This is a genomic window from Pseudomonas zhanjiangensis (assembly GCF_041027545.1).
Lineage (GTDB): Bacteria > Pseudomonadota > Gammaproteobacteria > Pseudomonadales > Pseudomonadaceae > Aquipseudomonas > Aquipseudomonas zhanjiangensis.
This window is the reverse complement of sequence record NZ_JBFTEG010000003.1, coordinates 231518-256527: the sequence shown is the minus strand read 5'-3', so window position 1 is coordinate 256527 and position 25010 is coordinate 231518. Positions and strand designations below refer to the sequence as shown.

The 25010-nt window shown below is 68.7% G+C and carries 29 protein-coding genes; 23 read left to right on the top strand and 6 right to left on the bottom strand.

Annotated elements, in window-relative coordinates; genetic code table 11:
* Nucleotides 1-17: 17 nt before the first annotated feature.
* Together AB5S05_RS05975 and AB5S05_RS05970 are read left to right on the top strand one after the other, a co-directional pair.
* Entirely contained in the window at nucleotides 18-434 is a 417-nt protein-coding gene (locus AB5S05_RS05975; protein ID WP_369286578.1) for a DoxX family protein, read from the top strand.
* Nucleotides 431-1141, top strand: a complete 711-nt coding sequence (locus AB5S05_RS05970; RefSeq protein ID WP_369286577.1) for a glutathione S-transferase family protein — start codon at nucleotides 431-433, stop codon at nucleotides 1139-1141. The genes AB5S05_RS05975 and AB5S05_RS05970 overlap by 4 nt, the downstream gene beginning before the upstream one ends.
* Here the strand turns inward: AB5S05_RS05970 and AB5S05_RS05965 are convergent.
* Nucleotides 1138-1692, bottom strand: coding sequence for a DJ-1 family glyoxalase III (locus tag AB5S05_RS05965; RefSeq protein WP_369286576.1), 555 nt, complete (start codon nucleotides 1690-1692; stop codon nucleotides 1138-1140). The genes AB5S05_RS05970 and AB5S05_RS05965 overlap by 4 nt on opposite strands.
* Nucleotides 1693-1875: 183 nt before the next feature.
* Here AB5S05_RS05965 and AB5S05_RS05960 point away from each other — a divergent pair, with 183 nt between their 5' ends.
* Both AB5S05_RS05960 and trmA read left to right on the top strand, forming a co-directional pair.
* Nucleotides 1876-3168, top strand: coding sequence for an NCS2 family permease (locus tag AB5S05_RS05960; protein WP_369286575.1), 1293 nt, complete (start codon nucleotides 1876-1878; stop codon nucleotides 3166-3168).
* Nucleotides 3169-3232: 64 nt separating this feature from the next.
* Nucleotides 3233-4321 carry a tRNA (uridine(54)-C5)-methyltransferase TrmA gene (trmA, locus tag AB5S05_RS05955; RefSeq protein ID WP_369286574.1) on the top strand — a complete coding sequence of 363 codons (1089 nt, stop codon included), beginning with the start codon at nucleotides 3233-3235 and terminating at the stop codon, nucleotides 4319-4321.
* A 22-nt stretch (nucleotides 4322-4343) separates the two neighbouring features.
* Here the strand turns inward: trmA and AB5S05_RS05950 are convergent, their stop codons facing one another.
* Nucleotides 4344-5615, bottom strand: coding sequence for a cation:proton antiporter (locus tag AB5S05_RS05950; RefSeq protein ID WP_369286573.1), 1272 nt, complete (start codon nucleotides 5613-5615; stop codon nucleotides 4344-4346).
* A 98-nt stretch (nucleotides 5616-5713) separates the two neighbouring features.
* Nucleotides 5714-6100 carry a DUF4345 family protein gene (locus tag AB5S05_RS05945; protein WP_369286572.1) on the bottom strand — a complete coding sequence of 129 codons (387 nt, stop codon included), beginning with the start codon at nucleotides 6098-6100 and terminating at the stop codon, nucleotides 5714-5716.
* A gap of 132 nt (nucleotides 6101-6232) precedes the next feature.
* On the opposite strand from AB5S05_RS05945, the gene AB5S05_RS05940 reads away from it, so the two are divergent.
* Genes AB5S05_RS05940 through ypfJ form a run of 3 tightly spaced genes read left to right on the top strand, consistent with a single transcriptional unit; the run spans nucleotide 6233 to nucleotide 8479 of the window.
* Entirely contained in the window at nucleotides 6233-6670 is a 438-nt protein-coding gene (locus AB5S05_RS05940) for a DUF411 domain-containing protein (RefSeq protein ID WP_369286571.1), read from the top strand.
* A 37-nt stretch (nucleotides 6671-6707) separates the two neighbouring features.
* Nucleotides 6708-7562: a PhzF family phenazine biosynthesis protein gene (locus tag AB5S05_RS05935; protein WP_369286570.1), complete on the top strand. Its 855-nt coding sequence runs from the start codon at nucleotides 6708-6710 to the stop codon at nucleotides 7560-7562.
* Nucleotides 7563-7615: 53 nt separating this feature from the next.
* A complete protein-coding gene (gene ypfJ, locus AB5S05_RS05930) occupies nucleotides 7616-8479 on the top strand; it encodes a KPN_02809 family neutral zinc metallopeptidase (RefSeq protein WP_369286569.1) in 864 nt (287 codons plus the stop codon).
* A 57-nt stretch (nucleotides 8480-8536) separates the two neighbouring features.
* On the opposite strand, the gene AB5S05_RS05925 is transcribed toward ypfJ, so the two are convergent.
* Both AB5S05_RS05925 and AB5S05_RS05920 read right to left on the bottom strand, forming a co-directional pair.
* Nucleotides 8537-9424: a PA4780 family RIO1-like protein kinase gene (locus AB5S05_RS05925; RefSeq protein WP_369286568.1), complete on the bottom strand. Its 888-nt coding sequence runs from the start codon at nucleotides 9422-9424 to the stop codon at nucleotides 8537-8539.
* Between the two features lie 116 nt (nucleotides 9425-9540).
* Nucleotides 9541-10431 (bottom strand): LysR family transcriptional regulator, encoded by an 891-nt coding sequence (locus AB5S05_RS05920; RefSeq protein WP_369286567.1) that lies wholly within the window; start codon nucleotides 10429-10431, stop codon nucleotides 9541-9543.
* A 102-nt stretch (nucleotides 10432-10533) separates the two neighbouring features.
* On the opposite strand from AB5S05_RS05920, the gene AB5S05_RS05915 reads away from it, so the two are divergent.
* The 4 genes from AB5S05_RS05915 (at nucleotide 10534) to AB5S05_RS05900 (ending at nucleotide 13049) form a co-directional block, all read left to right on the top strand.
* On the top strand, nucleotides 10534-11175 hold the full coding sequence (locus tag AB5S05_RS05915) for an NAD(P)-dependent oxidoreductase (RefSeq protein WP_369286566.1): 642 nt from the start codon (nucleotides 10534-10536) through the stop codon (nucleotides 11173-11175).
* Between the two features lie 55 nt (nucleotides 11176-11230).
* Entirely contained in the window at nucleotides 11231-11512 is a 282-nt protein-coding gene (locus AB5S05_RS05910; protein ID WP_369286565.1) for a DUF2218 domain-containing protein, read from the top strand.
* A gap of 88 nt (nucleotides 11513-11600) precedes the next feature.
* Nucleotides 11601-12671, top strand: a complete 1071-nt coding sequence (ada, locus tag AB5S05_RS05905; protein WP_369286564.1) for a bifunctional DNA-binding transcriptional regulator/O6-methylguanine-DNA methyltransferase Ada — start codon at nucleotides 11601-11603, stop codon at nucleotides 12669-12671.
* Nucleotides 12672-12809: 138 nt separating this feature from the next.
* Complete coding sequence (locus tag AB5S05_RS05900) at nucleotides 12810-13049, top strand: hypothetical protein (RefSeq protein WP_369286563.1); 240 nt, start codon at nucleotides 12810-12812, stop codon at nucleotides 13047-13049.
* A 70-nt stretch (nucleotides 13050-13119) separates the two neighbouring features.
* Here the strand turns inward: AB5S05_RS05900 and AB5S05_RS05895 are convergent, their stop codons facing one another.
* On the bottom strand, nucleotides 13120-14397 hold the full coding sequence (locus AB5S05_RS05895) for an acetyl-CoA C-acetyltransferase (protein WP_369286562.1): 1278 nt from the start codon (nucleotides 14395-14397) through the stop codon (nucleotides 13120-13122).
* Nucleotides 14398-14496: 99 nt separating this feature from the next.
* Here AB5S05_RS05895 and AB5S05_RS05890 point away from each other — a divergent pair, with 99 nt between their 5' ends.
* From AB5S05_RS05890 to AB5S05_RS05835, 12 genes are all read left to right on the top strand, one after another.
* Nucleotides 14497-15852, top strand: coding sequence for a 3-oxoacyl-ACP reductase (locus AB5S05_RS05890; RefSeq protein WP_369286561.1), 1356 nt, complete (start codon nucleotides 14497-14499; stop codon nucleotides 15850-15852).
* 54 nt (nucleotides 15853-15906) lie between these two features.
* The gene (locus AB5S05_RS05885; protein WP_369286560.1) at nucleotides 15907-16788 is read left to right on the top strand and encodes a MaoC family dehydratase; all 882 of its coding nucleotides are present in this window, start codon (nucleotides 15907-15909) and stop codon (nucleotides 16786-16788) included.
* A gap of 50 nt (nucleotides 16789-16838) precedes the next feature.
* Nucleotides 16839-17144, top strand: coding sequence for a nucleotide pyrophosphohydrolase (locus AB5S05_RS05880; protein WP_369286559.1), 306 nt, complete (start codon nucleotides 16839-16841; stop codon nucleotides 17142-17144).
* A complete protein-coding gene (locus AB5S05_RS05875; protein ID WP_369286558.1) occupies nucleotides 17141-17890 on the top strand; it encodes a methyltransferase domain-containing protein in 750 nt (249 codons plus the stop codon). Before AB5S05_RS05880 ends, AB5S05_RS05875 begins: the two co-directional genes overlap by 4 nt.
* Before the next feature lie 48 nt (nucleotides 17891-17938).
* Nucleotides 17939-18529, top strand: a complete 591-nt coding sequence (locus AB5S05_RS05870) for a DUF4136 domain-containing protein (RefSeq protein ID WP_369286557.1) — start codon at nucleotides 17939-17941, stop codon at nucleotides 18527-18529.
* A gap of 63 nt (nucleotides 18530-18592) precedes the next feature.
* Nucleotides 18593-19381: a substrate-binding periplasmic protein gene (locus tag AB5S05_RS05865; RefSeq protein ID WP_369286556.1), complete on the top strand. Its 789-nt coding sequence runs from the start codon at nucleotides 18593-18595 to the stop codon at nucleotides 19379-19381.
* An 87-nt stretch (nucleotides 19382-19468) separates the two neighbouring features.
* Entirely contained in the window at nucleotides 19469-20026 is a 558-nt protein-coding gene (locus tag AB5S05_RS05860) for a DUF4136 domain-containing protein (RefSeq protein ID WP_369286555.1), read from the top strand.
* A 17-nt stretch (nucleotides 20027-20043) separates the two neighbouring features.
* Nucleotides 20044-20532, top strand: a complete 489-nt coding sequence (locus tag AB5S05_RS05855) for a GNAT family N-acetyltransferase (RefSeq protein WP_369286554.1) — start codon at nucleotides 20044-20046, stop codon at nucleotides 20530-20532.
* A 78-nt stretch (nucleotides 20533-20610) separates the two neighbouring features.
* Nucleotides 20611-21060 (top strand): DMT family transporter, encoded by a 450-nt coding sequence (locus tag AB5S05_RS05850; RefSeq protein ID WP_369286553.1) that lies wholly within the window; start codon nucleotides 20611-20613, stop codon nucleotides 21058-21060.
* Nucleotides 21061-21315: 255 nt separating this feature from the next.
* Nucleotides 21316-22818 (top strand): SulP family inorganic anion transporter, encoded by a 1503-nt coding sequence (locus AB5S05_RS05845; protein WP_369286552.1) that lies wholly within the window; start codon nucleotides 21316-21318, stop codon nucleotides 22816-22818.
* Between the two features lie 11 nt (nucleotides 22819-22829).
* Nucleotides 22830-23681 carry a universal stress protein gene (locus AB5S05_RS05840; RefSeq protein ID WP_369286551.1) on the top strand — a complete coding sequence of 284 codons (852 nt, stop codon included), beginning with the start codon at nucleotides 22830-22832 and terminating at the stop codon, nucleotides 23679-23681.
* Nucleotides 23682-23906: 225 nt separating this feature from the next.
* Entirely contained in the window at nucleotides 23907-25004 is a 1098-nt protein-coding gene (locus AB5S05_RS05835) for a GGDEF domain-containing protein (protein WP_369286550.1), read from the top strand.
* Nucleotides 25005-25010: the final 6 nt, after the last annotated feature.

Genomic DNA, 25010 nt, shown 5'->3' with positions numbered 1-25010 from the left:
CTACAGGAGACCTGCTCATGCCCAACTTCGACTTGCCCCTCTACCCCGCCGCCGCGCGCCTGCTGCTGCGCACCGGCCTGGCCGCCATGTGGATCAGCCATGGCCTGCTCCTCAAGCTGTTCACCTTCGGCATCGCCGGTCTTGCCGCCTGGCTGACAAGCCAAGGCCTGCCGAGCGCCCTGGCCCTGCCGCTGATCGTCGCGGAAAGCCTCGGCGGCCTGCTGATCCTGCTCGGCCTGTACGGCCGCTGGGTATCCCTGGCGCTGCTGCCGATCCTGATCGGTGCGCTGCTGATCCATGCCGGCAACGGCTGGGTGTTCTCCAACCCCAACGGCGGCTGGGAATACCCGCTGTTTCTCGCCGCCATGTCATTGGTCCACGTCCTGCTCGGCGACGGCCCGCTGGCCCTGAAAGCCGAAGGAGCCCGCTCATGAACAGCCCACTGGAACTGGTCAGCCACCCGCTGTGCCCCTATGTGCAACGGGCGGCCATCGTCCTCGCGGAGAAGGGCGTGAAGTTCGGCCGCCGCGACGTCGATCTGCACGACAAACCCGCCTGGTTTCTCGCCCTCTCGCCTCTGGCCAAGGTGCCCTTGCTGCGCACCGAACGCGGCGTGCTGTTCGAGTCGGCGGTGATCGCCGAATACCTCGACGAGACCCTGGCCCCGCGCCTGCATCCAGCCGATGCCTTCGAGCGCGCCCGCCACCGCGCCTGGATCGAGTTCGCCTCGGCCCTGCTCAACGACATCGCGCGTTTCTACAACGCCGCCGACGCGACGCAGCTGAAGGCCCAGCACCAGGCTCTGCGGCGGCGCTTCGAACAACTGGAGGAGGAACTGGGCGACGGCCCCTGGTTCGCCGGGGCGGCCTTCTCCCTGGTGGACGCGGCCTTTGCCCCGGTATTTCGCTACTGGCTGGTGTTCGAACAGATAGCGGACTTCGCCACCTTCGCCGGCCTGGACAAGGTCGAACGCTGGCGCCGGGCCCTGGCCCAGCGCCCCTCGGTACGCGCGGCGGCGCCGGCGGACTATGCCGAGCGCCTGCGCCTGTTCATCGAGCGCCGGGACAGCCAGCTGTCGTCCCTGCTCAGCCGGCGAGCGCCAGAAGCGCCGCGCGATGCGCCGACACAGAGACGGACCTAGGCCACCAGCATGGCCTCGGCCACCTGCTGGCGCGTGCCCTTGCCGCACAGCTGCTCGACGAGGGTCAGGGCGAACGCCAGGGCAGTGCCCGGCCCCTGGCTGGTGATGCAGGTGCCGTCGACCACCACCGGCTGGTCGATGAAGCTGCAGCCACTGAGGCGATCGCTGAAGCTCGGGTAGCAGGTCATCTGCCGCTGCCGGAGCACGCCGAACTGCTGCAGGGCCAGGGCCGGCGCCGCGCAGATGCCGGCGTAGAACTTGCCGGCCCTGGCCTGTTCGCGCACCCGCTCGGCCAGCGGTTCGTGCTCGGCCAGGCGCTGGGCACCGGGCATGCCGCCGGGCAGCACGATCAGGTCGAACTCCTGGGCCAGCACGTCCACCAGCATGGTGTCGGCGGTCAGGCGGGTGCCGCGGGCGCAGGTGATCATCCGCCGGCCCTCGATGCTGGCCACCACCACCTCGATTTCGGCGCGGCGCAGCACGTCGATCAGGGTCACGCATTCGATGTCTTCGACGCCATCGGCGACGGTAATCAGGGCACGCTGGGACATGCTTACCTCCTGGTTGCGAGAGAACCGAAACTGTCCGCCCGGTCATAAATTCACCGCTTAAAGCCTAGCTGATATGATGCGCGCCTTTTTCCGGATCGCCAGCAAAAACCGCCGGTGTGCAGCGGTTGTGCTTTGCTTGCGGTTGGTCCAATCACGGCGCGACAGGTGCCAGGGGAGCTCCGAATGCTGGAACGTCTATTCCAACTCAATGCGCACAACACCACGGTGCGCACCGAGATCCTCGCCGGTCTCACCACCTTCCTGACCATGGCCTACATCCTCTTCGTCAACCCCAGCATCCTCGCCGAGACCGACATGGACAAGGGCGCGGTGTTCGTCGCCACCTGCCTGGCCGCGGCCATCGGCTCGGCGATCATGGGCCTGGTGGCCAACTACCCGATCGCCCTGGCGCCGGGCATGGGCCTCAATGCCTTCTTCACCTACACCGTGGTGCTGACCATGGGCCATACCTGGCAGGCGGCACTGGGCGCGGTGTTCCTCTCCGGGGCGATCTTCTTCCTGCTGTCGATCTTCAAGGTCCGCGAGTGGATCATCAACAGCATCCCCATGGCCCTGCGTGCCGGCATCGCCGCCGGTATCGGCCTGTTCCTGGCGATCATCGCGCTGAAGAACGCCGGCATCGTGGTCGATCACCCGGCCACCCTGGTCGGCCTCGGCGACATGAACCAGAGCGGTGCGCTGCTGGCCTGCCTGGGCTTCTTCGTCATCGCCGCCCTGAGCTACCGCCGCGTCACCGGCGCGGTGATGATCGGCATCCTGCTGATCACCGGCCTGTCGGTGGCCCTGGGCCTGTCGAGCATCGACGGCGTGGTGTCGATGCCGCCCTCGCTGCTGCCGACCCTGCTCCAGCTGGACATCGCCGGCGCCCTGGACATCGGCCTGCTCAGCGTGATCTTCGCCTTCCTGTTCGTCGACCTGTTCGACACCTCCGGCACCCTGATCGGCGTGGCGCAGAAGGCCGACCTGCTGGACAAGGACGGCAAGATGCCCAAGCTCGGCCGCGCCCTGCTGGCCGACAGCACCGCGACCATGGCCGGCGCCGCCCTCGGCAGCTCGACCACCACCAGCTACATCGAGTCGGCGGCCGGCATCGCCGCCGGCGGCCGCACCGGCCTGACCGCCTGCGTGGTCGCCCTGCTGTTCCTCCTCAGCCTGTTCTTCGCCCCGCTGGCCGGCGCCATCCCGGCGTTTGCCACCGCCCCGGCGCTGCTGTTCATCGCGGTGCTGATGATGAGCAGCCTGGCGCAGATCGACTGGGACGACCTGACCGTCGCCGCCCCGGTGGTGGTGGCCGCCCTGGCCATGCCGCTGACCTTCTCGATCGCCAACGGCATCGCCTTCGGCTTCATCGCCTGGACCGGCATCAAGCTGCTGTCCGGCCGCTGGCGCGAACTCAACCCGGCGCTGGTGATACTCTCGGTGCTGTTCGTGATCAAGCTGGGCTGGTTCGCCTGAGCCGCCCGCCACCGCCCCTTGCCCCGGTGGCCGAGCTACGGCCACCCCGAACCCCGAGTGATCCATGAGCCGTCCGCAGTTCGATCCCAGCACCTACGCCGCCCAGCTCGCCGACAAGCAACAGCGCCTGATCGAGCTGCTGGTGCCCTTCGCCGCCCCCGCCCCCGAAGTCTTCGACTCGCCGCGCGAGCATTACCGCCTGCGCGCCGAGTTCCGCCTGTGGCGCGAGGGCGAGCAGCGCCACTACGCCATGTTCGAGGCCGGCGACAAGCACAGGCCGATCTTCTTCGACGACTTCCCCATCGCCAGCGCGCGGATCAATGCGTTGATGCCGCGCCTGAAGGCCGCCTGGCAGGCCAGCCAGGCGCTGAGCTTCAAGCTGTTCCAGGTCGAGTTCCTCACCACCCTGGCCGGCGATGCGCTGATCACCCTGTGCTACCACCGCCCGCTGGATGAGGCCTGGCACGCCGAGGCGGAAAAACTCGCCGCCGAGCTGGGTGTGAGCATCGTCGGTCGCTCGCGGGGCAAGCGCATCGTCATCGGCCGCGACTACGTCGAGGAGGAGCTGCAGGTGGCCGGTCGCCGCTTCCGCTATCGCCAGCCGGAAGGCGCGTTCACCCAGCCCAATGGCGAGGTCTGCCAGAAGATGCTCGGCTGGGCCTACGAGGTCTTGGGCGAACGCGACGACGACCTGCTGGAGCTGTATTGCGGCAACGGCAATTTCACCCTGCCGCTGGCCACCCGGGTGCGTAAGGTGCTGGCCACCGAGATCAGCAAGAGCTCGGTCAATGCCGCCCTGGCCAACCTGGAAGGCAACGGCGTGGATAACGTCACCCTGGTGCGCCTGTCCGCCGAGGAACTGACCCAGGCGCTGAATGAGGTGCGGCCGTTCCGCCGCCTGGCCGACGTCGACCTTAAGGGCTACGACTTCGGCAGCGTGTTCGTCGACCCGCCGCGCGCCGGCATGGACCCGGACACCTGCGAGCTGACCCGGCGCTTCGAGCGCATCCTCTACATCTCCTGCAACCCGGAGACCCTGGCCGCCAACATCGCCCAGCTCAACGACAGCCACCAGGTGACGCGCTGCGCCCTGTTCGACCAGTTCCCCTACACCCACCACATGGAAGCGGGCGTGTTGCTCGAGCGGCGCTAGCACTCGCCGGGCCGCGTGCGCCTCAGTGATCGGCGGCCGCTTGCCGGCCACCCGCGGGGTAGATGCGCCTGACCAGCGGGCCGATGCTCAGGCCCTGGATCAGGATCGAACCGAGCACGATGATGTAGGTGATGCTCAGCAGCAGGTCGCGCTCGGCGCCGGCCGGCAGGGACAGCGCCAGGGCCACCGAGATGCCGCCGCGCAGCCCGCCCCAGGAGAGGATGCGGATCGCCCCCTTGGGTATCGCCGCGACACCATTCGGGCGCCGGCGCAGCAACAGCACCGCCGGGGCGATGGTCACGACCCGCGCGCCCAGCACCAGCAGGCCCATCAGCACGCCGGCGGCCACCAGCAGCCAGGAGAACGGCAGCAGCAGGATCTCCAGGCCCATCAGGGCGAACAGGAAGGCGTTGAGCATCTCGTCGATCAGCTCCCAGAACTTGTCGACGTAGCGCCGGGTCTGCTCGGACATGCCCTGATGGCGCCCCAGGTTGCCGATGATCAGGCCGGCCACGACCATGGCGATCGGCGCCGAGACATGGGCCCCCGCCGCCAGCGCCGAACCGCCGATGACCAGCGCCAGCGAGAGCATGACCTCGACCTGGTACTGGTCGATCGAGCGCATCATCAGGTACACCCCATAGCCCAGCAACAGGCCCAGGACGATGCCGCCCAGGGCCTCGGTGGCGAACAGTTCGGCGACGCCCAGCGCCGAGGGAGCCTGCCCCTGCAGGGCCACGGTCAGCAATACGGTGAACACCACCACGGCGACACCATCGTTGAACAGCGACTCGCCGACGATGGTGGTTTCCAGCGGTTTGGGCGCCCCGGCACTGCGCAGGATGCCGAGCACCGCGATCGGATCGGTGGGCGAGATAAGGGCGCCGAACAGCAGGCAGTACAGGCCGTTCACCTGCCAGCCGAACAGCGCCAGGGTCCAGTAGGCCAGCCCGGCGATCATCAGGGTGGAGAGCAGCACGCCCAGGGTCGCCAGCAAGCCGATCGGCCACTTGTAGCTGTGCAGGTCATCGAGTTTGACGTGCAAGGCGCCGGCGAACAGCAGGAACGACAGCATCCAGTCCATCAGCAGGCTCTGGAAATGCATCCGCTGCAACATCTCGCCCACCTGTTGTTCGAGTACCGGGTAGCCGGCCAGGGTCACGCCCTGCAATAGCAGCGAGAAGATCAGGGCGGTGGCCATGACGCCGATTGCCGGGGGGAGATTGGTGAAGCGATAGCTGATGTAGGTCATCAGCGTGGTCAGGCAGATGAAAGCGGCGGCCAACTCGAGCATTGCTTGTCCTTTCTGGTCCATCAGGGAAACGGCGGCGGCCGGCTGACCGTGCCGGTGGGCAATGTACCCTGTTTGCGCGGCTGTCGCCCGGCGCCGGGCTACAACCGCGCCAGCACCCGCAGCGCCCAGTAGGCCAGCCCGGCCGATACCGCCTCGAGCAACAGGGCGGCGAGGTTGAAGGTCTGCTGGGCGCCGCCGTCCAGCCACAGACCGCCGATGCGCGCCAGGGCCAGGGCGCTGTAGAGCAGCACCAGCAGGGTCAGGGCGCCCCGCAGCAGCTCCGGACGCAGCAGCGCCAGCAGCATATAGGCCGCCAGGCCCAGCTGCAGGCCGCCGTAGTAGGCGCGCACCTCGGTCACTGCGGCAGGCGCCAGCAACAGCATGCCGCTGAGGTTGCTCATCTCGTGCGGGCGAAGGAAATAGGCCAGGCCCAGACTCGCCAGCGCCAGCAGTTGAATCAGCAGAATCATGCGCGCAAAACCCATCGACAGCTCCTTTCGCTTTCGCCAGTCCGGCCAGCATAGGCCGCTACCGGCCAATCTGGAAACAACCCGCCCTTGGGCCTACCCGGGCGAGGGCGTTATGCTCATCCCCTACTCGACCAAGGAGACCGCCCGATGCGCCTGCCCCTGCTTCTCGCCGGACTGATCTGTGGCCTGGCCCAGGCCGCCGAGCCGATAGACATCGACGTCTACCGCGACCCCAACTGCGGCTGCTGCAAGGCCTGGATCGGCCATCTGCAGGCCAACGGCTTCAGGGTCAACGACCATGTCGAGAGCGACATGAGCGCGCTCAAGCAGCGCCTGGGCGTGCCCCCGAGCCTGGCCTCCTGCCACACCGGGGTGATCGATGGCCAGTTCGTCGAGGGCCATGTGCCGGCTGCCGACATCCTCCAGCTGCGCCAACGCCCCGACCTGCTCGGCGCCGCCGCCGTGCCCGGCATGCCGGCCGGTTCTCCGGGCATGGAGATGGGCAACCGCCGCCACGCCTACCAGGTCATTGGTCTGGACGCGCAGGGGGATGAGCAGGTGCTGGCCGACTACCCGGCCAACTAGACCCCGCCACTAACGGTTCACTGAGAGGAGCGCATCCATGCACTACTGGCAAGTCGATGTATTTGCCGAGCAGCCCCTGGCCGGCAACGGCCTGGCGGTGTTTCCCGATGCCCGGGGCCTGTCCGCCGCCGGCATGCAGGCGCTGACCCGGGAACTGCGCCAGTTCGAGTCGATCTTCCTGCTGCCCGGCGAGGCCCCGGAGGCTTTCGACGCGCGGGTGTTCACGGTCGAGGAAGAACTGCCCTTCGCCGGCCACCCGATCCTCGGCGCCGCCGCCCTGCTGCATCATTTGCACGCCCCGGGATCCCAGGCGCGCTGGCAGCTGCAACTGCGCGAGAAACGGGTGAGCGTCACCACCCAGCGCCAGGCTCGCGGCTTCTACGCCGAGATGGATCAGGGGCCGGCGCAGTTCGGTGAGCGGCTGAGCGAGGAGCAGGCCCTGGGGTTCGGCGAGGCCTTCGCCAGCGAGCGCGACAGCCGCTACCCGGCCCGGGTGGTCAGCACCGGGCTGCCCTATCTGCTGCTGCCGGTCACCGCGGCCGGCCTGGCCAGGGCGCGCCAGCAGAGGGACCTGGATGCCGAACTGACCAGATGCGGCGCGGCCTTCGTCTATCTGCTCGATGTCGACGCCCGCGAAGGCCGCACCTGGGACCCGCTCGGCGTGGTCGAAGACATCGCCACCGGCAGCGCCGCCGGCCCGGTCGCCGCCTACCTGGTCGACCAGGGCCTGGAACAGCCGGACCAGTCGTTCGCCCTGCGCCAGGGCCGCTTCCTCCGGCGCCCGAGCCGCCTCGACGTCTGCGTACACAGCGATGGCAGTGTCAGGGTCGGCGGCAGCGTGCAATTGCTGGCCATGAGCGAATTGCTGGTAGCAAGCGACAGCCTCGGCTGAACGCCAGACGGGCGGCTGGCTACTGCTGAACGCCGATCAGGGAGAACAGGACAATGCGCTGGCAACGGGCACGACGTAGCGACAATGTGGTGGACGCGCGTGGCAGGCGCGGCAGGCGCCTCGGCGGCGGCAGGGGCCTGAGCCTGGGCGGCATCGCCATCGTGGTGGCGGTCGGCCTGCTGCTCGGCGAGGATCCCCTGCAGATCCTCGGCCAACTGGCCGGCCAGAGCGGCGCGCTCGTCCCGTCACAGGGCAGCCAGGCGCCGGCGAATGACCCGCAGTCGGAGTTCGTCCGCGCCATCCTCGGCGACACCGAAGACACCTGGCGGGAGATCTTCCAAGGCGCCAACCGCCAGTACCGCGACCCGACCCTGGTGCTGTTCCGCGGCGCGGTGAACTCCGCCTGCGGCTTCGCCGATTCGGCCGTCGGCCCCTTCTACTGCCCGGGCGATCAGCGGGTCTACCTCGACCTGGGCTTCTTTCGCGAACTGGAACGACGCTTCGAAGCCGCCGGCGATTTCGCCCAGGCCTATGTGATCGCCCACGAGGTCGGCCATCATGTGCAGACCCTGCTCGGCGTCTCGGCCAAGGTCAGTGCGGCCCGCCAGCGTGGCGAGCGACTCGAGGGTGACAACGGCCTGTTGGTGCGCCAGGAATTGCAGGCCGACTGCCTGGCCGGGGTCTGGGCCTATCACGCCCAGCGCCGGCTCGACTGGCTGGAGCCGGGCGATCTGGAGGAGGCGCTGAACGCGGCCAACGCCATCGGTGACGACCGTCTGCAGCAACAGGCGCGCGGCCAGGTGGTGCCGGACTCCTTCACCCACGGCACCTCGGCGCAGCGGGTGCGCTGGTTCAAGGCCGGCTTCGGATCTGGAGAGCTTGGCCGCTGCGACACCTTCAGCAGCGCGCGACTCTAGACGGCATGACGCGCAGCCCGCCCGACGGGCGGGCCTTAACCTGCAGCCAAGCTGGCGCTATTGCGCCCAGGGCGGTGGCGGCTCCGCCCCCACGGGGGCGTCCTCGGCATTGAGCAGCGCCACGCGCCGCGCCTCCTCGGCCAGCGCCGCCTTGATCTCGCGCATCACCGCATCGATATCGGCGGCCTCTTCCGGGTCGTCGAATTCACCGGTCAGCTGGCTGTCCGGGGTCAGCTCACCGGCCTCGTACAGCGCCCACATCTCCTTGGCGTACTTGGTGAACTTCAGCTCCGGGGCGAACTGGCCGAAGTAGGCCGCCATGTTGCCGACGTCACGCTCGAGCATCTTGAACGCATGGTTGTTGCCGGCCGCATCCACCGCCTGGGGCAGGTCGATGATCACCGGGCCTTCGGGGCCGAGCAGCACGTTGAACTCGGACAGGTCGCCGTGGACCAGGCCGACGCAAAGCATCTTCACCACTTCCTGGATCATGAAGGCATGGAACTCGCGGGCATCGTCCGGGTGCAGGTCGACGTCGTTCAGGCGCGGCGCGACCCCGCCCTCGCCGTCACCGACCAGCTCCATCAGCAGCACGCCTTCGAGGAAGTCGTAGGGCTTGGGCACCCGCACCCCGGCACCCGCCAGGCGGAACAGGGCGGCCACCTCGGCGTTCTGCCAGGCGTCCTCCTGGCCCTTGCGCCCGTACTTCGAGCCCCTGGCCATGGCCCGCGCATCGCGGCTGTTGCGGACCTTGCGGCCCTCCTGGTATTCCACGGCCTGGCGAAAGCCGCGTTTGTTGGCTTCCTTGTAGACCTTGGCGCAGCGCAACTCGTCGCCACAGCGCACCACGAACACCGCGGCCTCCTTGCCACTCATCAGCGGGCGTATGACCTCGTCGACCAGACCATCCTCGACCAGGGGTTCAATACGTTTTGGTGTCTTCATCGGCTTTGATCGCGGGTCCTGTGTTGCCCAATTCGCGTGTGCCGCCCCTTATACGGCAATCGGGCGGCACAGCCCACCCTTGGCCGACCATTACCCGGCCGCTGCCGCTCAATCGCTCAATCGCTCAACAGATGCTGGCGCAGCGCCTCGATGGCATAGCGTACCTTGGCCGGCTGCGCCTCGCGCCGCACCGTGACCAGATAGATACCCAGTGCCGGCAGACGCCAGCCCGGCAACAGCTCGCGCAAGCGCCCCGCCGCCAGTTCCTCGCGCACCTCGTGGGCCGGCTGTTGCGACACGCCCATCCCCGCCAGGGTGAACTGACGCACAGCGAGCAGGTTGTTGCAGCCGATCCGGCTGTCGATGCGCAGCGTCTGCCGCGCACCGTCGGCGCCTTGCAGTTCCAGGGTGCTGAAGCGGGCGTCGGTGTTCAGGGCCAGCCAGTCGAGGCCGGCCAGGTCGGCGGGCCGGTCGATCGGCCCCCGCCGCGCCAGGTAGCTCGACGCCGCGCACAACAGCATGCGCGAGTCGCCGATATGCCGGGCGACCAGGCTGGAGTCCGGCTGATTGCCGACCCGGATCGCCAGGTCGATGCGTTGCTCGACCAGGTCGATCGGTTCGTCGTCGAAGAACAGTTGCAGGCTCAGCCTGCTGTGGGCCTGCAACAGCGGGGCCAGGGCCGTGCCGATCGGTCCGCCGGCAAAACCCACCGGCGCCGCGATGCGCAGCTCGCCGACCGGCGCATCGCGCAGCTCGGCCAGCCGTTGCTCGGCCTGCTGGGCCAGCGCCAGCACCTCGGCGCAGCTGCGGTAGAAGCTGGCCCCGGCTTCGGTCAGGGTCAGCTTGCGGGTGGTGCGGTGGAGCAGGCCGACCTGGGTGCTGTCCTCCAGCTTGCGGATCTGCTGGCTGACCGCCGAAGGCGTCATGCCGAGCACCTCGGCGGCGGCGACCATGGAGCCGCGCTCGACCACGGTGGCGAAGATGGCCATGCGTTTGAGCTGTTCCATTCATAAGCCCTGCTTAATAGTCAAAGCGTTTTTAGCCTATTTTTCCGACATTTATCCAGCTGCGATTATCTGTCTCAACGAAAACCACCCAAGGAGACACCCATGAAAATCGCCCTGATCGGCGCCAGCGGCTTCGTCGGCACCGCCGTTCTGCAAGAAGCCCTGAACCGCGGCCACCAGGTCAGCGGAATCGTTCGCCAGCCGGAGAAACTGCCGCGGCACCCGGCGCTGACCGCGGTGACCGGCGATGCCTATGATGCCGAGGCCCTGGCCGGGACCCTCGAGGGCCATGACGCGGTGATCCATGCCTTCAATCCCGGCTGGGGCCAGGCGGATATCCGCGAGCGCTTCATCCAGGGCACCCGCGCCATCTACGCCGCGACCCGGCAGGCCGGCATCCGCCGCCTGCTGGTGGTCGGCGGCGCCGGCAGCCTGTATGTCGCCCCGGACCTGCAGCTGATCGACACCCCGGAGTTTCCCGCCGAATACAAGGAAGGCGCCGAGGGTGCGCGCCAGGCCCTCAATCTGATCCGCGAGGAGAGCACACTGGACTGGAGCTTCATCAGCCCACCGGCGCTGCTGCAACCCGGCGAGCGCCGCGGCCAGTTCCGCCTCGGCGGCGACCAGTTGCTGATGGACGGCGCGGCGCCGGCGAGCATTTCCGTGGCCGACCTGGCGGTGGCGATCATCGACGAACTGGAGCAGCCGCAGCACATCCGCCAGCGTTTTACCGTCGGCTACTGATCCCCGGCAGGCGCGGCTCCTCGCGCCTGCACAGCCCACCCGCCCTGGAGGCCACATGACCATGAACGCCACCGCCCATGTCGCCACTGCCATGCCGGCGCGCTATATCGGCCGGCTGTGCAGGCATTTCGCCCACAAGCTCCCGGTCAGCTTCGACGAGTTGCAGGGGCGTATCCAATTCCCCTTCGGCCTGGCCCTGCTGGCCGCCGACCCCGAGGGACTGCGCCTGCGCGTAGAGGCCGTGGACGCCGAACAGCTGGCCAAGCTCCAGCAGGTGGTGGCCAGCCACTTCGAGCGTTTCGCCTGGCAGCACGCCCTGTCCCTCGACTGGCAATGAGTCGGCCACCGATTTGAAAGCGCATTTCGGATTGGCGCAGGCGGCGCCAGGGTCGACAATCGACCCATAGCCCTAGCGGAGCCGCCTCATGCTCGATCCCGACCGCTGCTGGCAAGCCGTCTGCAGCCGCGATGCTGCCTATGACGACCAGTTCGTCTTCGCCGTGCGCACCACCGGCATCTATTGCCGGCCGAGCTGCCCGGCGCGGCGGCCACGGCGCGCCAATGTCAGCTTTCACCCCGATGCGGCCAGCGCCGAGGCCGCCGGCTTCCGCCCCTGCCGGCGCTGTTCGCCCCGTGGTGCCAGCCCCGCCGAGCAGCTGGATGCCCTGGTCACCAGCGCCTGCCGGCTGCTCAGCGAACAGCAGCCCACGCCGACCCTGGCCCAGCTGGCCGCGCGCATCGGCCTGTCGCCCTCGCACCTGGCCCGCGCCTTCAAGGCGCGCACCGGGCTGACGCCGAAAGCCTGGGTCGATGCCAGGCGCCGGGTAGAACTGGAGGCCGCCTTGCCGCAGGCCGACTCGGTGCTGGACGCCGCGCTGGCCGCCGGCTACTCCGGCACCCGCGCGCTCTACGAGCAAGGCGACGCCCTGAGCCCGGCGCGCCGCCGTCGGCGCGGCGCCGGTGAGAGCCTGCGCTATACCATCGGCACCTGCCCGCTGGGGTTGTTGCTGCTGGCCAGCAGCGACCGGGGCGTTTGCGCCCTGCTGTTCGGCGACAGCGAGCAGGACCTGGAGGAGCAGCTGCGCCAGCGCTTCGCCGCGGCTCAGCTGCGGCGCGATGACGCCGGCCTGGGCGACTGGCTGCGGCGGGTCATCGACCAGCTGCACGAACCACAGCGCGCCGCCCGGCTGCCGCTGGACCTGCGCGGCACGGCCTACCAGCAACGCGTGTGGCAGGCCCTGCAGCAGATCCGACTCGGTGAGACCCGCGGCTATGGCGAACTGGCTGCGGCGATCGATAGCCACCCGCGCGCGGTGGCGCGGGCCTGCGCGAGCAATCCGCTGGGGCTGCTGATTCCCTGTCACCGGGTGGTCGGCGCCGACGGCAACCTGGGCGGCTACCGCTGGGGACTCGCGCGCAAGGCGGCGTTGCTGGCTGGCGAACGGACCGGCAGCGACACGCCCGAACCCGAGGCGGGCCGAGATGCGGCGAAATGAACGCTCGCCATTGCGGCAGCCTGCAAACACCCGCTGCACTGTTGCCGCGGCGCCCGACAGGTTCCCGCCACTGAATCCTGCGGGGAAATCTCAGCCGATTCGGTTGTCCGAACTTCATAGCGTTCGGGAGCACCCGCCATGCATGAGCTGAAGCATTACCAAATCGACTATCGCATCAACGGTCAACCCGACTTCCTCACCCTCGACGAGTTCGTCGAACCCACCCTCGACCAAGTCCGCCTGCGCCTGCTGCACAAGCACAGCGGCGAGCTACGCATGGTGGAAGACGCCCCCTGGGAGGAGAATCTGCGCTCCAGCCTGGAGCGCCGGGCCGATGAACTGGGCCTCAGCGATATCCGCATTCGCCTCATCGGCTAAACGCTTACGAAAAACCTAAGCCCTTGGCTATCACTTCGCGCCACTGCATCCTGCGCATCCCCGGGCGGTTTCAGCGCTCCAGGATAGCCGTCACCCCCTGGCCGCCGGCGGCGCAGATCGAGATCAGTCCGCGCCCCTGGCCCGCCACCGCCAGCAGCTTGGCCAGGTTGGCGACGATGCGTCCGCCGGTGGCGGCGAACGGATGCCCGGCGGCCAGCGAGCTGCCCTTGACGTTGAGCCGCGCGCGATCGATGGCGCCAAGCGGCTGCTCGAGCCCCAGACGGGTCTTGCAGTACTCGGCATCCTCCCAGGCCTTGAGGGTGCACAGCACTTGGGCGGCGAAGGCCTCATGCACCTCGTAGTAGTCGAAATCCTGCAGGCCCAGGCCGTTGCGTGCCAGCAGCCGCGGCACGGCATAGGCCGGGGCCATCAGCAGCCCCTCGGCCCCGCCGACAAAGTCCACCGCCGCCGCTTCGCCATCCTTGAAGTAGGCCAACACCGGCAGGCCCCGGGCCTTGGCCCAGTCCTCGCTGGCCAGCAGCACCAGCGAGGCGCCATCGGTCAGCGGCGTCGAGTTGGCGGCGGTCAGGGTGCCGCGCGGGCCGCGTTCGAAGCAGGGCTTGAGGCCGGCGAGCTTCTCTGGATCGATATCCGGGCGCAGGTTCTGGTCGCGGGTGAGCTCGCGGAACGGGGTCATCAGGTCGTCGTGCCAGCCTTCGGCATAGGCCGCCGCAAGCTTCTGGTGGCTGGCCACGGCCAGGCGATCCTGCTCGTCGCGGGGGATCTGCCAGGTCTGCGCCATCAGCTCGCAGTGCTCGCCCATCGACAGGCCGGTGCGCGGCTCGCTGTTACGGGGAATGGCCGGCGCCAGGTGGCGCGGGCGGATCTTCAGCAGGCTCTTGAGCTTGTCGGCGCTGCTCTTGCCGCGATTGGCCTGCAGAAGGATCTTGCGCAGGCCCTCGCTGACCGCGATGGGCACATCCGAGGCGGTGTCGACGCCGCCGGCGACGCCACAGTCGATCTGCCCCAGAGCGATCTTGTTGGCCACCAGCAGCACCGCCTCCAGGCCGGTGCCGCAGGCCTGCTGCAGGTCGTAGGCCGGGGTCTCGGCGGCCAGGCGCGAGCCGAGCACGCACTCGCGGGTCAGGTTGAAGTCGCGCGCATGCTTGAGTACCGCGCCGGCCACCACCTCGCCCAACCGCTCGCCGTGCAGGTTGAAGCGCTCGACCAGCCCCTCCAGCGCGCAGGTCAGCATCTGCTGGTTGCTCGCGGTGGCATAGGCGCTCTGGGCGCGGGCGAAGGGGATGCGGTTGCCACCGACGATGGCGACGCGGCGCAGCTGGGTCATGACCAACACCTCGCAGAGCACGACTGGAATGAAGCTCAGGCTAGCCTATGGTTGCACTATCATGATGACCGCGCCGCGGTCCGTTGCTGGAGCAGTCCCATGACCGACCGCTACCTCGCCTTTGCCAACTCCACCGCCGGGCGACGCTTGATCGGTGCCCTCGGCCTGCCAGCGCCGGTGCCGCTGGAGCGCTGGATGGCCGGTCGCACCCGACCGGTGGACGGTGCCCTGCTGCTCGGCGGCGCAGGCGCGCGCGCCGATGCCGTGCGGGCCTGCGCGCACAAGCTGAGCAACGCGCTGTTTGCCGACCGTGAAGGCCAGCACGATCTGCCGCGCTGGACCGCCGAGCACGGCCCCAGGCTCAAGGCGCTGGTATTCGATGCCGGCGAGCTGACGCGCTTCGAGCAGCTGATCGCCCTGCGCGACTTCTTCCAGCCGACCCTCAAGGCCCTCGCGACCTGCCCGCGACTGCTGATTCTCGCTCGCCCGCCGGAGACGCTCGAGGCGCCGCAGGCGGCCTGCGTGCAGTGCGCACTGGAGGGTTTCAGCCGCTCGCTGGCCAAGGAAGTGCGTGGCGGCGGCGGCGTGCAGTTGCTCTATGTCGACGCCGGTGCCGAGGATCGCCTGGAAGGCGCGTTGCGCTTCTTCCTTTCACCCAAGAGCGTTTATATCAGCGGCCAGGTCTTGCGCCTGGCGCGCTGCGACACGGCGGTCGACGACTGGAGCCGCCCCCTGGCCGGCAAGCAGGCCCTGGTCACCGGCGCCGCACGCGGCATAGGCGCGGCCATCGCCGAGACCCTGGCCCGCGACGGCGCCCAGGTGCTATTGCTCGACGTCCCGGATACCGCAGACGACCTGGCCGCGCTGGCCGCACGCTTTGGCGGGCGCAGCCTGGGCCTGGACATCTGCGCCGCCGAGGCGCCTCAACAACTGCTCGGGGCACTGCCGGACGGTGTCGATATCCTCGTGCACAACGCCGGCGTGACCCGCGACAAGACCCTGGCGAAGATGAGCGAGGCGCAGTGGAACCAGGTGCTCGCGGTCAACCTTGAGGCCCCGCATCGGCTCACCGCGGCGCTGCTGGAGGCCGGCACCCTGCGTGACAATGGCCGGGTGGTGCTGATCGCCTCGGTCAGCGGCATCGCCGGCAATTTCGGCCAATGCAACTACGCCGCCAGCAAGGCCGGGTTGATCGGTCTGGCCCAGGCCTGGGCGCCGGCCCTGGGACAGCGCGGCATCAGCATCAACGCGGTGGCGCCGGGCTTTATCGAGACCCAGATGACCGCTGCCATGCCGCTGACCGTGCGCGAGGCCGGCCGGCGGATGAATGCGATGCGCCAGGGCGGCCTGCCCCAGGACGTCGCCGAGGCGGTCGCCTGGCTCGCCCAGCCCGACTCGGGCGCGGTCAGCGGTCAGGTGCTGCGGGTCTGCGGGCAAAGCCTGCTGGGGGCCTGAGATGACCTCGGTCCATACCCTGTTCAACCCGCCACACTCGCCGAGGAACGCCCGATGGCCACCGACTGGCACGATCTCATTGCTCCACCCGCCCTGCCCGGCCTGTTCGCCCGCGCCGCAATGCGCCGCCAGGTTACCGGCAAGACCCTGCCGAGCCTGGGCCTGCGCTGTACGCTCAGCGCCGATGCCGACAACCTGCAGCGCTACCGCGCGCTCTGCGGGTTCGCCGACGGGACCCGGCTGCCGGTGACCTACCCCCATGTGCTGGCGTTCGCCCTGCAGATGAAGCTGCTTACCGACCGGCGCTTTCCCTTCCCCTTGCTGGGTCTGGTGCACCTGGAAAATCGCATTCGCCTGCTGCGCCCGCTCGGCGGCCTGGGTCCCTTCACCGTCAGCGTGCACGGCGACAAGCTGCAAGCGCACCCCAAGGGCGCCCAGTTCAGCCTGATCACCCGCCTGCAGGATCAGCTCGGCCTGCTCTGGGAGGGTGACAGCGGCATTCTCTGTCGCGACATCCGGCTCGACGGCGAACCGCCCGAGTCGAGTCAGACCGAGTCAAGTCAGACCGAGTCGAGCCCGCCGGACGAGTTCAGGCTGCGCGAGCTGGATCGCTGGACGGCGCCGGCCAACATCGGCCGGCGTTATGCGCGGCTGTCCGGTGACTACAACCCGATCCACCTCAGCGCCGCCAGCGCGCGCTTGTTCGGCTTCCCCCGCGCCATCGCCCACGGTCTCTGGCTCAAGGCACGCAGCCTGGCGGCACTCGAAAGCCAACTGCCGCCCGCCGGCTACGCCGTCGAGGTGCGCTTTCATCAGCCCGTGCGGCTGCCGGCCGAATTGCACCTGCTGGCCAGCGCAGCGGCGCCCAGCGGCCGCCTCGAACTGCTCGGCGAGGGCCAGCGCCTGCACATGAGCGGAAGCTGGCAGCCCCTCTGACCCCGTGAAACAATGCGCGTCCATCCGAACCGGAAACTCCGCGGAGCCGCATGAACCTCAGCGAACTCACCGCCCGCCTGCACGCCATCCGCGATCGCAACGACTGGCGGCCATTCCACAGCCCGAAGAACCTGGCCATGGCCGCCAGCGTCGAGATGGCCGAGCTGGTGGAGATCTTCCAGTGGCTGACCGAGGAGCAGTCGCGCCAGCTGCCGGCCGAGCAGCTGGCCCATGCCGGCCAGGAAGTCGGCGACATCGTCCTCTACCTGCTGCTGCTGTGCAGCGAGCTGGGCATCGACCTGGAACAGGCGGTACGGGCCAAGCTGGCCGACAGCGAACGGCGCTTCGGCCGATGAAGGACCGCCACTTCGACCAACTGGCGGCGCGCTTCGCCGAGAAGATCTACGGCGGCGCCAAGGGCGCGATCCGCCTGGCGGTGCTCCAGGCCGACCTGGCCGAGGCCCTGCCGGAGCGCCCCCTGCGCGTGCTGGATGTCGGCGCCGGCCTCGGTCACATGAGCCTGTGGCTGGCCCAGCGCGGCCACCTGGTGACCCTGGCCGAGCCGGCCGAGGCCATGCTCGAGGGCGCCCGCGCGCGCTTCGCCGGGGCCGGCCAGCCGGCCACCTTCATCCAGGCGCCCTGGCAGGACCTGCTCGGCCAGCTCAACCAGCCCTATGACCTGGTGATCTGCCATGCGGTGCTCGAGTGGCTGGCCGAACCCGGCGCCATACTGCCGGTGCTGCACCAGCTCTGCGCGCCCGATGGCTGGCTGTCGCTGGCGTTCTACAACAAGGACGCGCTGATCTACCGCAACCTGCTCAAGGGTCACTTCCGCAAGCTGCGCAAGGCCGAATTCGCCGGCCAGAAGCAGAGCCTGACCCCGCAGCAGCCGGTCGACCCGCGCCAACTGGCAGGGCAACTCGACGAGCTCTGGCGGGTCGAAAGTCAGAGCGGCGTGCGCGTCTTCCATGACTACATGCCCCATGAGTTTCAGCTCAAGGCCGAACTGATCGACCTGCTGGAAATGGAGCTGGCCTACCGTCGCCATCCCAGCTTTGCCGGCGTGGGCCGCTACCTGCACTGGATCTGCCGACCGCGCTGACGGCTTGCGCAGGCGCTCCGGCAGCGCCACGATGCCGTGGAGACCACGATGAAAATCCTCGCCCTGCTGCTGTCGTTGCTGCTGGCGGCCTGCCAGGCGGCCAACCCCTACCGCGCGCAATCGCTGCCTGTGCCGCCGGCGCCGGCCATCGACCAAGCCGACCGCAGCGCCTACCCGGCGCCGCCGCGCGACTACAGCCGCTACCGCTACTGGGCCTGGCTCGACGGCCAACCACCGGCGGCCAGTGCCTGGGCCAGCTCGGCGCAGATCCAAGAGGCGCTGAGCAACGCCCTCGACCAGCGCGGCCTGCGTCCGGCCCCGCCCGGCACGGAAGCCGACCTCGAGGTGGCCGCCGAGCTACGTCTGGAACACCGGCTGCGCCAGGTTCGCCAGGACCTTGGCGGCTACTACGGCCATGGCCATCACTGGCACGACCATGGCCTCTGGGGCAGCACGCCCCTGGTGCGCAGCTATGAGCAGGAGGTACTGGTGGTGCGCGTCGAGCTGTTCGACGCTGCGGACGGCCAGCCGCTGTGGCGCGCCAGCGCCGAAATGCCCGGCGGCGCCAGCCAGGCCGAGCGTGGCGCGGCCCTGCGTGCCGCTCTCAGGCGCGCCCTGGCCGACTACCCACCGGACTGAGCGCGCCCTTCGCCGGCCGGCGCCTGGCCTACACTTTCCTGACCGAGAAGGCGAGGCCCGGCCATGCATGCGCTCATCCTGCTGCTCTGCCTGCTGGCGCTGCCCGCATCGGCCACCACCCTGGTGGTGGCCATGGAGGACGCCAACAACAAGCCCTTCGAATACATCGACGAGAACACCGAGCTGACCGGCTTCCATGTCGAGGTGATGCGGGCGGTGGCCCAGCGCCTGGGCTGGAACCTGGATTTCAAACGCTTCCCCTGGAAGCGCACGCTGCGGGCCCTGGAACGCGGCGAGGTGCAGGCGGTCAGCTATATCGCCTCCTCCGCGGAGCGCGAGGCCTATGCCCGGTTCCATCCGGGCAACCTGCTGCATGTCTCACGCATGGCTCTGTTCATCAAGCGCTCGCGGGCCGACGAGATCCGCTTTGAGCCGCCGCTGGAGGCGATGGCCGGGCGCTGGCGCATCGCCGTTCCCGGCGGTTACCTGATGAGCGACGAACTGATGGACATGCTCGCCAGGGGGGTGCCCATCGAGCAACCCACGGTGAACCAGTCGCAACTGTTCATCATGCTGGTCAGCGGTCGCTTCGACATCGTCCTGGGCTTCAGCAACGCGCTGATTCTCGGCCAGGCCGACGCGCCCGGGCTGGCCCAGCAGGTCCAGCGCCTGGAGCAGACGATTCTGCCCGGCAAGCGCATGTACCTGGCCTTCTCCCGCCAGGCTCCGGCCGAACTGGCCGAGCGTTTCGCCGAGGCCTATCGGCAGTTTCGCCAGCAACCGGAGTACCTGGCCCTGGCCGAGCGCTTCGAGATCGGCGAGATGCTGCCGCAGCCGCAGGAATTCCCCTAGCGGCCCGGCAGGCGCCGCCAGTCCGCGAGGGCTTGTCGCCAGCGCCGGCCTGGGTTTGGATAGACCCTCTGGCCGAGGAAAATGATCATGCGCCTGCCGCTGTTACTACTGCCCCTGCTGCTGGTGCTCGGCGCCTGCCAGAGCACCGGACTGCAGCGTGACTTCGACCCCAGCCGCGACTTCGGCGCCTATCGCAGCTGGCGCTGGCAGGAACCGGCCGTGCAATACCGTCCCGACGACCCGCGCCTGACCAGCGACCTGACCGAGCAGCGCCTGCGCACCGCGATCGCCGAGCAACTCGAGCAGCGCGGCCTGCGCCAGGCCGCCAGCGGCGCCGCCGATCTGGGGGTACAGGCCTGGCTGATCGTCGACCGCCGGCAGGACCGGGTCACCACCTACCAGGGAGGGTTCTGGGGCGGCCCCTGGCACGGCTACTGGGGTGGACCGGGCTACAGCGAGACCCGCGTCCTGGATTACCGGGTCGGCACCTTGCAAATCGACCTGTTCGACACCCAGGATGGCAAGCTGGTCTGGCGCGGCAGTGCCGAACAGCGCCTCCACGACGACTCGCAGAGCCCGGCCGAGCGCACCGCGGCGATCCGCCAGACGGTGGCCAGGGTGCTCAGCCAGTATCCGCCGCACTAACCACGACAGGGACGCCCATGCGCACCACCCCAGCACTGAGCCACCGCCCCGCCAGCGCCAGCGATCTGGCCGACGTCGTCGAGTTCCCGCAAAGCGCCGAGGAGCTGTTCTTCTGCTACCCCAAGGCCAACTGGCCGCTGAGCGTCGGTCAACTGGCCGCGGCCATGGCCGAGCGCCGCGACAGCACCGTGGCCCTACTCGATGGCCGAGTCGCCGGCTTCGCCAACTTCTACCAATGGCAATACGGCGACTTCTGCGCCTTGGGCAACCTGATGATCGCGCCCTGGGCCCGCGGCCAGGGTGTGGCCCATTACCTGGTGGCGGTGATGGAACGTTTGGCGCGCGAGCAGCACAAGGCCCGGCACCTGCAGGCATCCTGCTTCAACGCCAACAGCGCCGGTCTGCTGCTCTATCCCAAGCTGGGCTACCAACCCACGCGGGTACTCGAGCGCAGCGACCCACAGGGCCGGCGGGTGGCGCTGATCCAGTTCAGCAAGTCACTGTGAGGCGTTGCCGCGGCAAGAGCTGACCAGACGGCCAGTTTCTGCGGCATAATCAGCCGCCCCGCGCCTGTGGAGTTGCCCATGCCCGCCCCGATCTGGTGGTTATTCGCCCTGCCCTTCATCGCCGGCGCCTGCCTGCCGCTGCAAGCCGGGATCAACGGCCAACTGGCCAAGCAGGTGTCCAGCACGCTCAGTGCCGCCTTGATCTCCTTTCTGGTCGGCAGCCTGGCGCTGTTGCTGATGGTCCTGGCCCAGCGCGAAGCACCCAGCCTCGGAGCCCTCAAGGGCCTGACCTGGTGGCACTGGAGCGGCGGTCTGCTCGGCGCCTTCTTCATCTTCATCGCCGCCTTCGCCGGCCCGCGCATCGGCGCCCTGCTGCTGATGACCCTGGTCCTGGCCGGCCAGCTGGGCATGGCCCTGACCCTCGACCATTTCGGCTGGGCGGGCTTTCGCGAGGCGCCGATCAGCCTCGGCAAGATCGCCGGTCTGCTGCTGATCGTCGCCGGCATCTGGCTGATCCGCCGCGGCTGAGCCACCGCCGCGGCAAGTGCGGGGCGGCCCCCGGCGTGCTAAGGTACGCGGCTTTTTTCTACCCGAGGCGCAACAGGGCTCGCCAGTAACCCGGCGCCCAGGCGGCCTTGGGTTTCGCCTTCCTGCGGCCTGGCCGCTCGTTCGATGGGCGTATCGGCCACGGCGAATGGCCCGCGGCGCCCTACCCGTTCTGTCGTCAACCTCGATCCGCCTCGCAGCCTGCGGCAAATGGCCGATCACAACCCTGGAATGCCCATGCTGCACAGCCTCAAACAAACCTGGTTCTTCAACATTCGCGGCGACGTGCTGGCCGGCCTGGTGGTCGCCCTGGCGCTGATCCCGGAGGCCATCGCCTTCTCCATCATCGCCGGGGTGGACCCCAAGGTCGGCCTCTATGCCTCCTTCTGCATCGCCGTGGTGATCGCCTTCGTCGGCGGCCGCCCGGGCATGATCAGCGCCGCCACCGGGGCCATGGCCCTGGTCATGGTGACCCTGGTCAAGGAGCACGGCCTGCAGTACCTGCTGGCCGCCACCCTGCTGACCGGGCTGCTGCAGATCGGCGCCGGCTACCTCAAGCTGGGCAGCCTGATGCGCTTCGTCTCGCGCTCGGTGGTCACCGGCTTCGTCAACGCCCTGGCGATCCTGATCTTTATGGCCCAATTACCCGAACTCACGGATGTGACCTGGCATGTGTACGCCATGACCGCCACCGGCCTGGGCATCATCTACCTGTTCCCCTATGTGCCCAAGGTCGGCAAGGTCATCCCCTCGCCGCTGGTGTGCATCCTGTCGATGACCGCGGTGGCCTTGCTCCTCGGCCTGGATATCCGCACCGTCGGCGACATGGGCGAGCTGCCGGACACCCTGCCGATCTTCCTCTGGCCGGAGGTGCCGCTGAGCTTCGAGACCCTGGCGATCATCTTCCCCTACGCCGCCGCCCTGGCCGTGGTCGGCCTGCTCGAGTCGATGATGACCGCGACCATCATCGACGACCTGACCGACACCGGCAGCGACAAGAACCGCGAGTGCAAGGGCCAGGGCGTGGCCAACATCGCCGCTGGCCTGCTCGGCGGCATGGCCGGCTGCGCGATGATCGGCCAGTCGGTGATCAACGTGAAATCCGGCGGCCGCGGCCGCCTGTCGACCCTGGTGGCCGGCGCCGTGCTGTTGCTGATGGTGGTGTTTCTCAGCGACTGGGTGCGGCAGATCCCCATGGCCGCGCTGGTGGCAGTGATGATCATGGTGTCGATCGGTACCTTCAGCTGGGACTCGCTGCGCAACCTCAAGAGCTTCCCGCTGTCGACCAACATCGTCATGCTCGCCACCGTGGCGGTCACCGTCTACAGCCACAACCTGGCCTACGGCGTGTTCGTCGGCGTGCTGCTGGCGGCGCTGTTCTTCGCCAACAAGATCGGCCACTTCCTGTATATCGACTCCCAGATCGACGCCGACGGCCGCCAGCGCAGTTACCGGGTGGTGGGCCAGGTGTTCTTCGCCTCGGCCAGCAAGTTCACAGCCGCCTTTGACTTCAAGGAAGCCCTTGATAAGGTCAGCATCGACCTGTCCCGCGCCCACTTCTGGGACATCACCGCCGTGGAAGCCCTGGACAAGGTCGTGCTCAAGCTGCGCCGCGAAGGCACCGAGGTGCAGGTGCTAGGCCTCAACGAGGCCAGCGCCACCATCGTCGACCGCTTCGGCGTGCACGACAAGGCGGGCTCCGCCGGGCCGGAAGCCGCCGACCAATTGATGGGCCACTAAAGGACAACGACATGACCCAGGTAATGGCTTGCATCGATGGATCCCTTAACGCCGCGGCGGTGTGCGACTACGCCGCCTGGGCCAGCCTGCGCCTGGAGGCGCCGCTGTGCCTGCTGCACGTGCTGGACCACCAGCAGTACCCGCAGCACAGCGACCTGACCGGCACTATCGGCCTGGGCAGCCGCGAACACCTGCTCGAGGAACTGGCCGCCCTCGATGAACAACGCAGCAAGCTGGCCCTCGAACAGGGCCGCCTGGCCCTCGAGGCGGCCAAGCAGCGCGCCCAGCGCGACGGCGTCGGCGATCCCCAGCTGCGCCAGCGCCATGGCGACCTGGCGGCCAGCCTGGGCGAGCTGGAAGCGGACATCCGCCTGCTGGTGATCGGCCGCCAGGGCGAGGACAGCAGCGGTGACCGCCAGCTGGTGGGCAGCCAGCTGGAAAGCGTGATCCGCACCCTGCACCGGCCGATCCTGGTCAGCACCGAACAATTCCGCGCCCCGCAGAGCGTCATGCTCGCCTACGACGGCAGCGCCACGGCCAACAAGGGCGTCGACCTGCTCGCCAGCAGCCCGCTGTTCAAAGGTCTGCCGATCCATGTGGTGATGATCGGCGCCGACACGGCCGACGCCTGGGCACAGCTCAAGCATGCCGAGCAGCGCCTGCTCGAGGGCGGCCACCAGGTGCAGCTGGCGATCCGCGCCGGCGAAGTGGAACCGACCCTGCACGCCTACCAGGCCGAACACGCCATCGACCTGCTGGTGATGGGCGCCTACGGCCACTCGCGGATTCGCCAGTTCCTGATCGGCAGCACCACCAGCCAGCTGTTGCGCGCCAGCAACAGCCCGCTGCTGATCCTGCGCTAGGGCTCGACAACGCCTGCGCGTCCGCCAGGCGGACGCTCCAGGTGAGCGGCGCATTGCCGTCCATCCGAAGACCTGGCAGCGCAGTGGCCAATGGCCGCCAGCGCGTCAATTTAGGCGTTATGCTGTCGCGCTTTTGCCAGCCTGATGCCTCGTGTCATGTCCCACAGCGACCCACCCCACCAGCCCGAAACATTTGCCCTCTGGCGCGAAGCCCAGGACACCCGCATGCGCACGCGCCTGGGGGGCGTCTACTACCTGCTGGCCTGGACCCTGACCTGGGGATTCAGCGCCGCGCCGACCCTTCACCTCGCCCATGGCCTGATCGGCATCGCGTTCTTCGCCCTGATGCTGCTCCTGCGCCTGCTCCATCGGCTACCCGGCGAGCAGACCCCGCAGACCCTGCAACGCTGGCTCGACCGCCACTGGGCGCTGATCCTGCTGACGGCGCTGGCCTGGGGCTCGGTACACGCCTGGACCCTGAACAACCCGCTGTTCGCCCGCTCCTGGCTGATCGCCACCCTGGGCACCATCGCCTTCAGCACCGCCCTGGCCTACAGCTTCGCGATGAGCCGGCGGCGCGCCATTGTCGCCCTGCTCCTGCTCTACCTGCCCGGCCTGCTGGCCCTGGCCAGCCAGGGGCCGGCGCAGCACCCCACCCTGATCACCCTGGGGTTCTACCTGAGCTACCTGTGCCTGGCGCTCAACCGCAGCCATCACGAGTACCACGACACCCTGGGCCTGGAGCTCAAGCTGCTGGCCCAGCAGCAGGCCCTGGAGCACCTCAGCCGCACCGACAGCCTGACCCAGCTGGGCAACCGCCATCAGTTCAACAACCTGTTTCCGGCCATGGTCGCCAACGCCCGGCGGCAGCAGACCCCGCTGGCGCTGGTGCTGCTGGATATCGACTTCTTCAAGCGGGTCAACGACGAGCACGGCCATGCCTCGGGCGATGCCTGCCTGTCCGCCTTCGCCGCACTCATGCGCCAGGTATTCCGCCGCGGCGGCGACGCCCTGCTGCGCCTGGGCGGCGAGGAATTCGGCGTGCTGATGCCCGACACCTCGCTGGCCCAGGCCAGCCTGCTGGCCGAACAGTTTCGCCAGGCGCTGCTGGAACAGGGAGTCGAGATCCAGGGACGGCGTCAGCCGCTGACGGCCAGCCTGGGGGTCGGCTGCTTCGATGCCCTGCAGGATGACAGCGCCGAGGCCTTCTTCAGGCGGGTCGATGCGGCGCTCTACCTGGCCAAGGGCCGCGGGCGCAACCGCCTGGTACAGGCACCCGCATGCAATGGCCCGTTGCAGAGCAGTTCGGCGCCGCTGAGCTAGGCTGAC

What these genes read in the sequence shown, in the direction of transcription:
- AB5S05_RS05860 (WP_369286555.1), top strand. Translation starts at nt 19,469, where the DNA reads ATGCGCCTGCCGCTGTTACTACTGCCCCTGCTGCTGGTGCTCGGCGCC.
- AB5S05_RS05925 (WP_369286568.1), bottom strand. Translation starts at nt 9,424, where the DNA reads ATGAAGACACCAAAACGTATTGAACCCCTGGTCGAGGATGGTCTGGTC.
- AB5S05_RS05845 (WP_369286552.1), top strand. Translation starts at nt 21,316, where the DNA reads ATGCTGCACAGCCTCAAACAAACCTGGTTCTTCAACATTCGCGGCGAC.
- AB5S05_RS05975 (WP_369286578.1), top strand. Translation starts at nt 18, where the DNA reads ATGCCCAACTTCGACTTGCCCCTCTACCCCGCCGCCGCGCGCCTGCTG.
- AB5S05_RS05840 (WP_369286551.1), top strand. Translation starts at nt 22,830, where the DNA reads ATGACCCAGGTAATGGCTTGCATCGATGGATCCCTTAACGCCGCGGCG.
- AB5S05_RS05870 (WP_369286557.1), top strand. Translation starts at nt 17,939, where the DNA reads ATGAAAATCCTCGCCCTGCTGCTGTCGTTGCTGCTGGCGGCCTGCCAG.
- AB5S05_RS05915 (WP_369286566.1), top strand. Translation starts at nt 10,534, where the DNA reads ATGAAAATCGCCCTGATCGGCGCCAGCGGCTTCGTCGGCACCGCCGTT.
- AB5S05_RS05970 (WP_369286577.1), top strand. Translation starts at nt 431, where the DNA reads ATGAACAGCCCACTGGAACTGGTCAGCCACCCGCTGTGCCCCTATGTG.
- AB5S05_RS05960 (WP_369286575.1), top strand. Translation starts at nt 1,876, where the DNA reads ATGCTGGAACGTCTATTCCAACTCAATGCGCACAACACCACGGTGCGC.
- AB5S05_RS05865 (WP_369286556.1), top strand. Translation starts at nt 18,593, where the DNA reads ATGCATGCGCTCATCCTGCTGCTCTGCCTGCTGGCGCTGCCCGCATCG.
- AB5S05_RS05835 (WP_369286550.1), top strand. Translation starts at nt 23,907, where the DNA reads ATGCGCACGCGCCTGGGGGGCGTCTACTACCTGCTGGCCTGGACCCTG.
- AB5S05_RS05945 (WP_369286572.1), bottom strand. Translation starts at nt 6,100, where the DNA reads ATGGGTTTTGCGCGCATGATTCTGCTGATTCAACTGCTGGCGCTGGCG.
- AB5S05_RS05880 (WP_369286559.1), top strand. Translation starts at nt 16,839, where the DNA reads ATGAACCTCAGCGAACTCACCGCCCGCCTGCACGCCATCCGCGATCGC.
- AB5S05_RS05920 (WP_369286567.1), bottom strand. Translation starts at nt 10,431, where the DNA reads ATGGAACAGCTCAAACGCATGGCCATCTTCGCCACCGTGGTCGAGCGC.
- AB5S05_RS05850 (WP_369286553.1), top strand. Translation starts at nt 20,611, where the DNA reads ATGCCCGCCCCGATCTGGTGGTTATTCGCCCTGCCCTTCATCGCCGGC.
- AB5S05_RS05940 (WP_369286571.1), top strand. Translation starts at nt 6,233, where the DNA reads ATGCGCCTGCCCCTGCTTCTCGCCGGACTGATCTGTGGCCTGGCCCAG.
- AB5S05_RS05950 (WP_369286573.1), bottom strand. Translation starts at nt 5,615, where the DNA reads ATGCTCGAGTTGGCCGCCGCTTTCATCTGCCTGACCACGCTGATGACC.
- ada (WP_369286564.1), top strand. Translation starts at nt 11,601, where the DNA reads ATGCTCGATCCCGACCGCTGCTGGCAAGCCGTCTGCAGCCGCGATGCT.
- AB5S05_RS05855 (WP_369286554.1), top strand. Translation starts at nt 20,044, where the DNA reads ATGCGCACCACCCCAGCACTGAGCCACCGCCCCGCCAGCGCCAGCGAT.
- AB5S05_RS05885 (WP_369286560.1), top strand. Translation starts at nt 15,907, where the DNA reads ATGGCCACCGACTGGCACGATCTCATTGCTCCACCCGCCCTGCCCGGC.
- AB5S05_RS05935 (WP_369286570.1), top strand. Translation starts at nt 6,708, where the DNA reads ATGCACTACTGGCAAGTCGATGTATTTGCCGAGCAGCCCCTGGCCGGC.
- AB5S05_RS05875 (WP_369286558.1), top strand. Translation starts at nt 17,141, where the DNA reads ATGAAGGACCGCCACTTCGACCAACTGGCGGCGCGCTTCGCCGAGAAG.
- AB5S05_RS05910 (WP_369286565.1), top strand. Translation starts at nt 11,231, where the DNA reads ATGACCATGAACGCCACCGCCCATGTCGCCACTGCCATGCCGGCGCGC.
- ypfJ (WP_369286569.1), top strand. Translation starts at nt 7,616, where the DNA reads ATGCGCTGGCAACGGGCACGACGTAGCGACAATGTGGTGGACGCGCGT.
- AB5S05_RS05890 (WP_369286561.1), top strand. Translation starts at nt 14,497, where the DNA reads ATGACCGACCGCTACCTCGCCTTTGCCAACTCCACCGCCGGGCGACGC.
- trmA (WP_369286574.1), top strand. Translation starts at nt 3,233, where the DNA reads ATGAGCCGTCCGCAGTTCGATCCCAGCACCTACGCCGCCCAGCTCGCC.
- AB5S05_RS05900 (WP_369286563.1), top strand. Translation starts at nt 12,810, where the DNA reads ATGCATGAGCTGAAGCATTACCAAATCGACTATCGCATCAACGGTCAA.
- AB5S05_RS05965 (WP_369286576.1), bottom strand. Translation starts at nt 1,692, where the DNA reads ATGTCCCAGCGTGCCCTGATTACCGTCGCCGATGGCGTCGAAGACATC.
- AB5S05_RS05895 (WP_369286562.1), bottom strand. Translation starts at nt 14,397, where the DNA reads ATGACCCAGCTGCGCCGCGTCGCCATCGTCGGTGGCAACCGCATCCCC.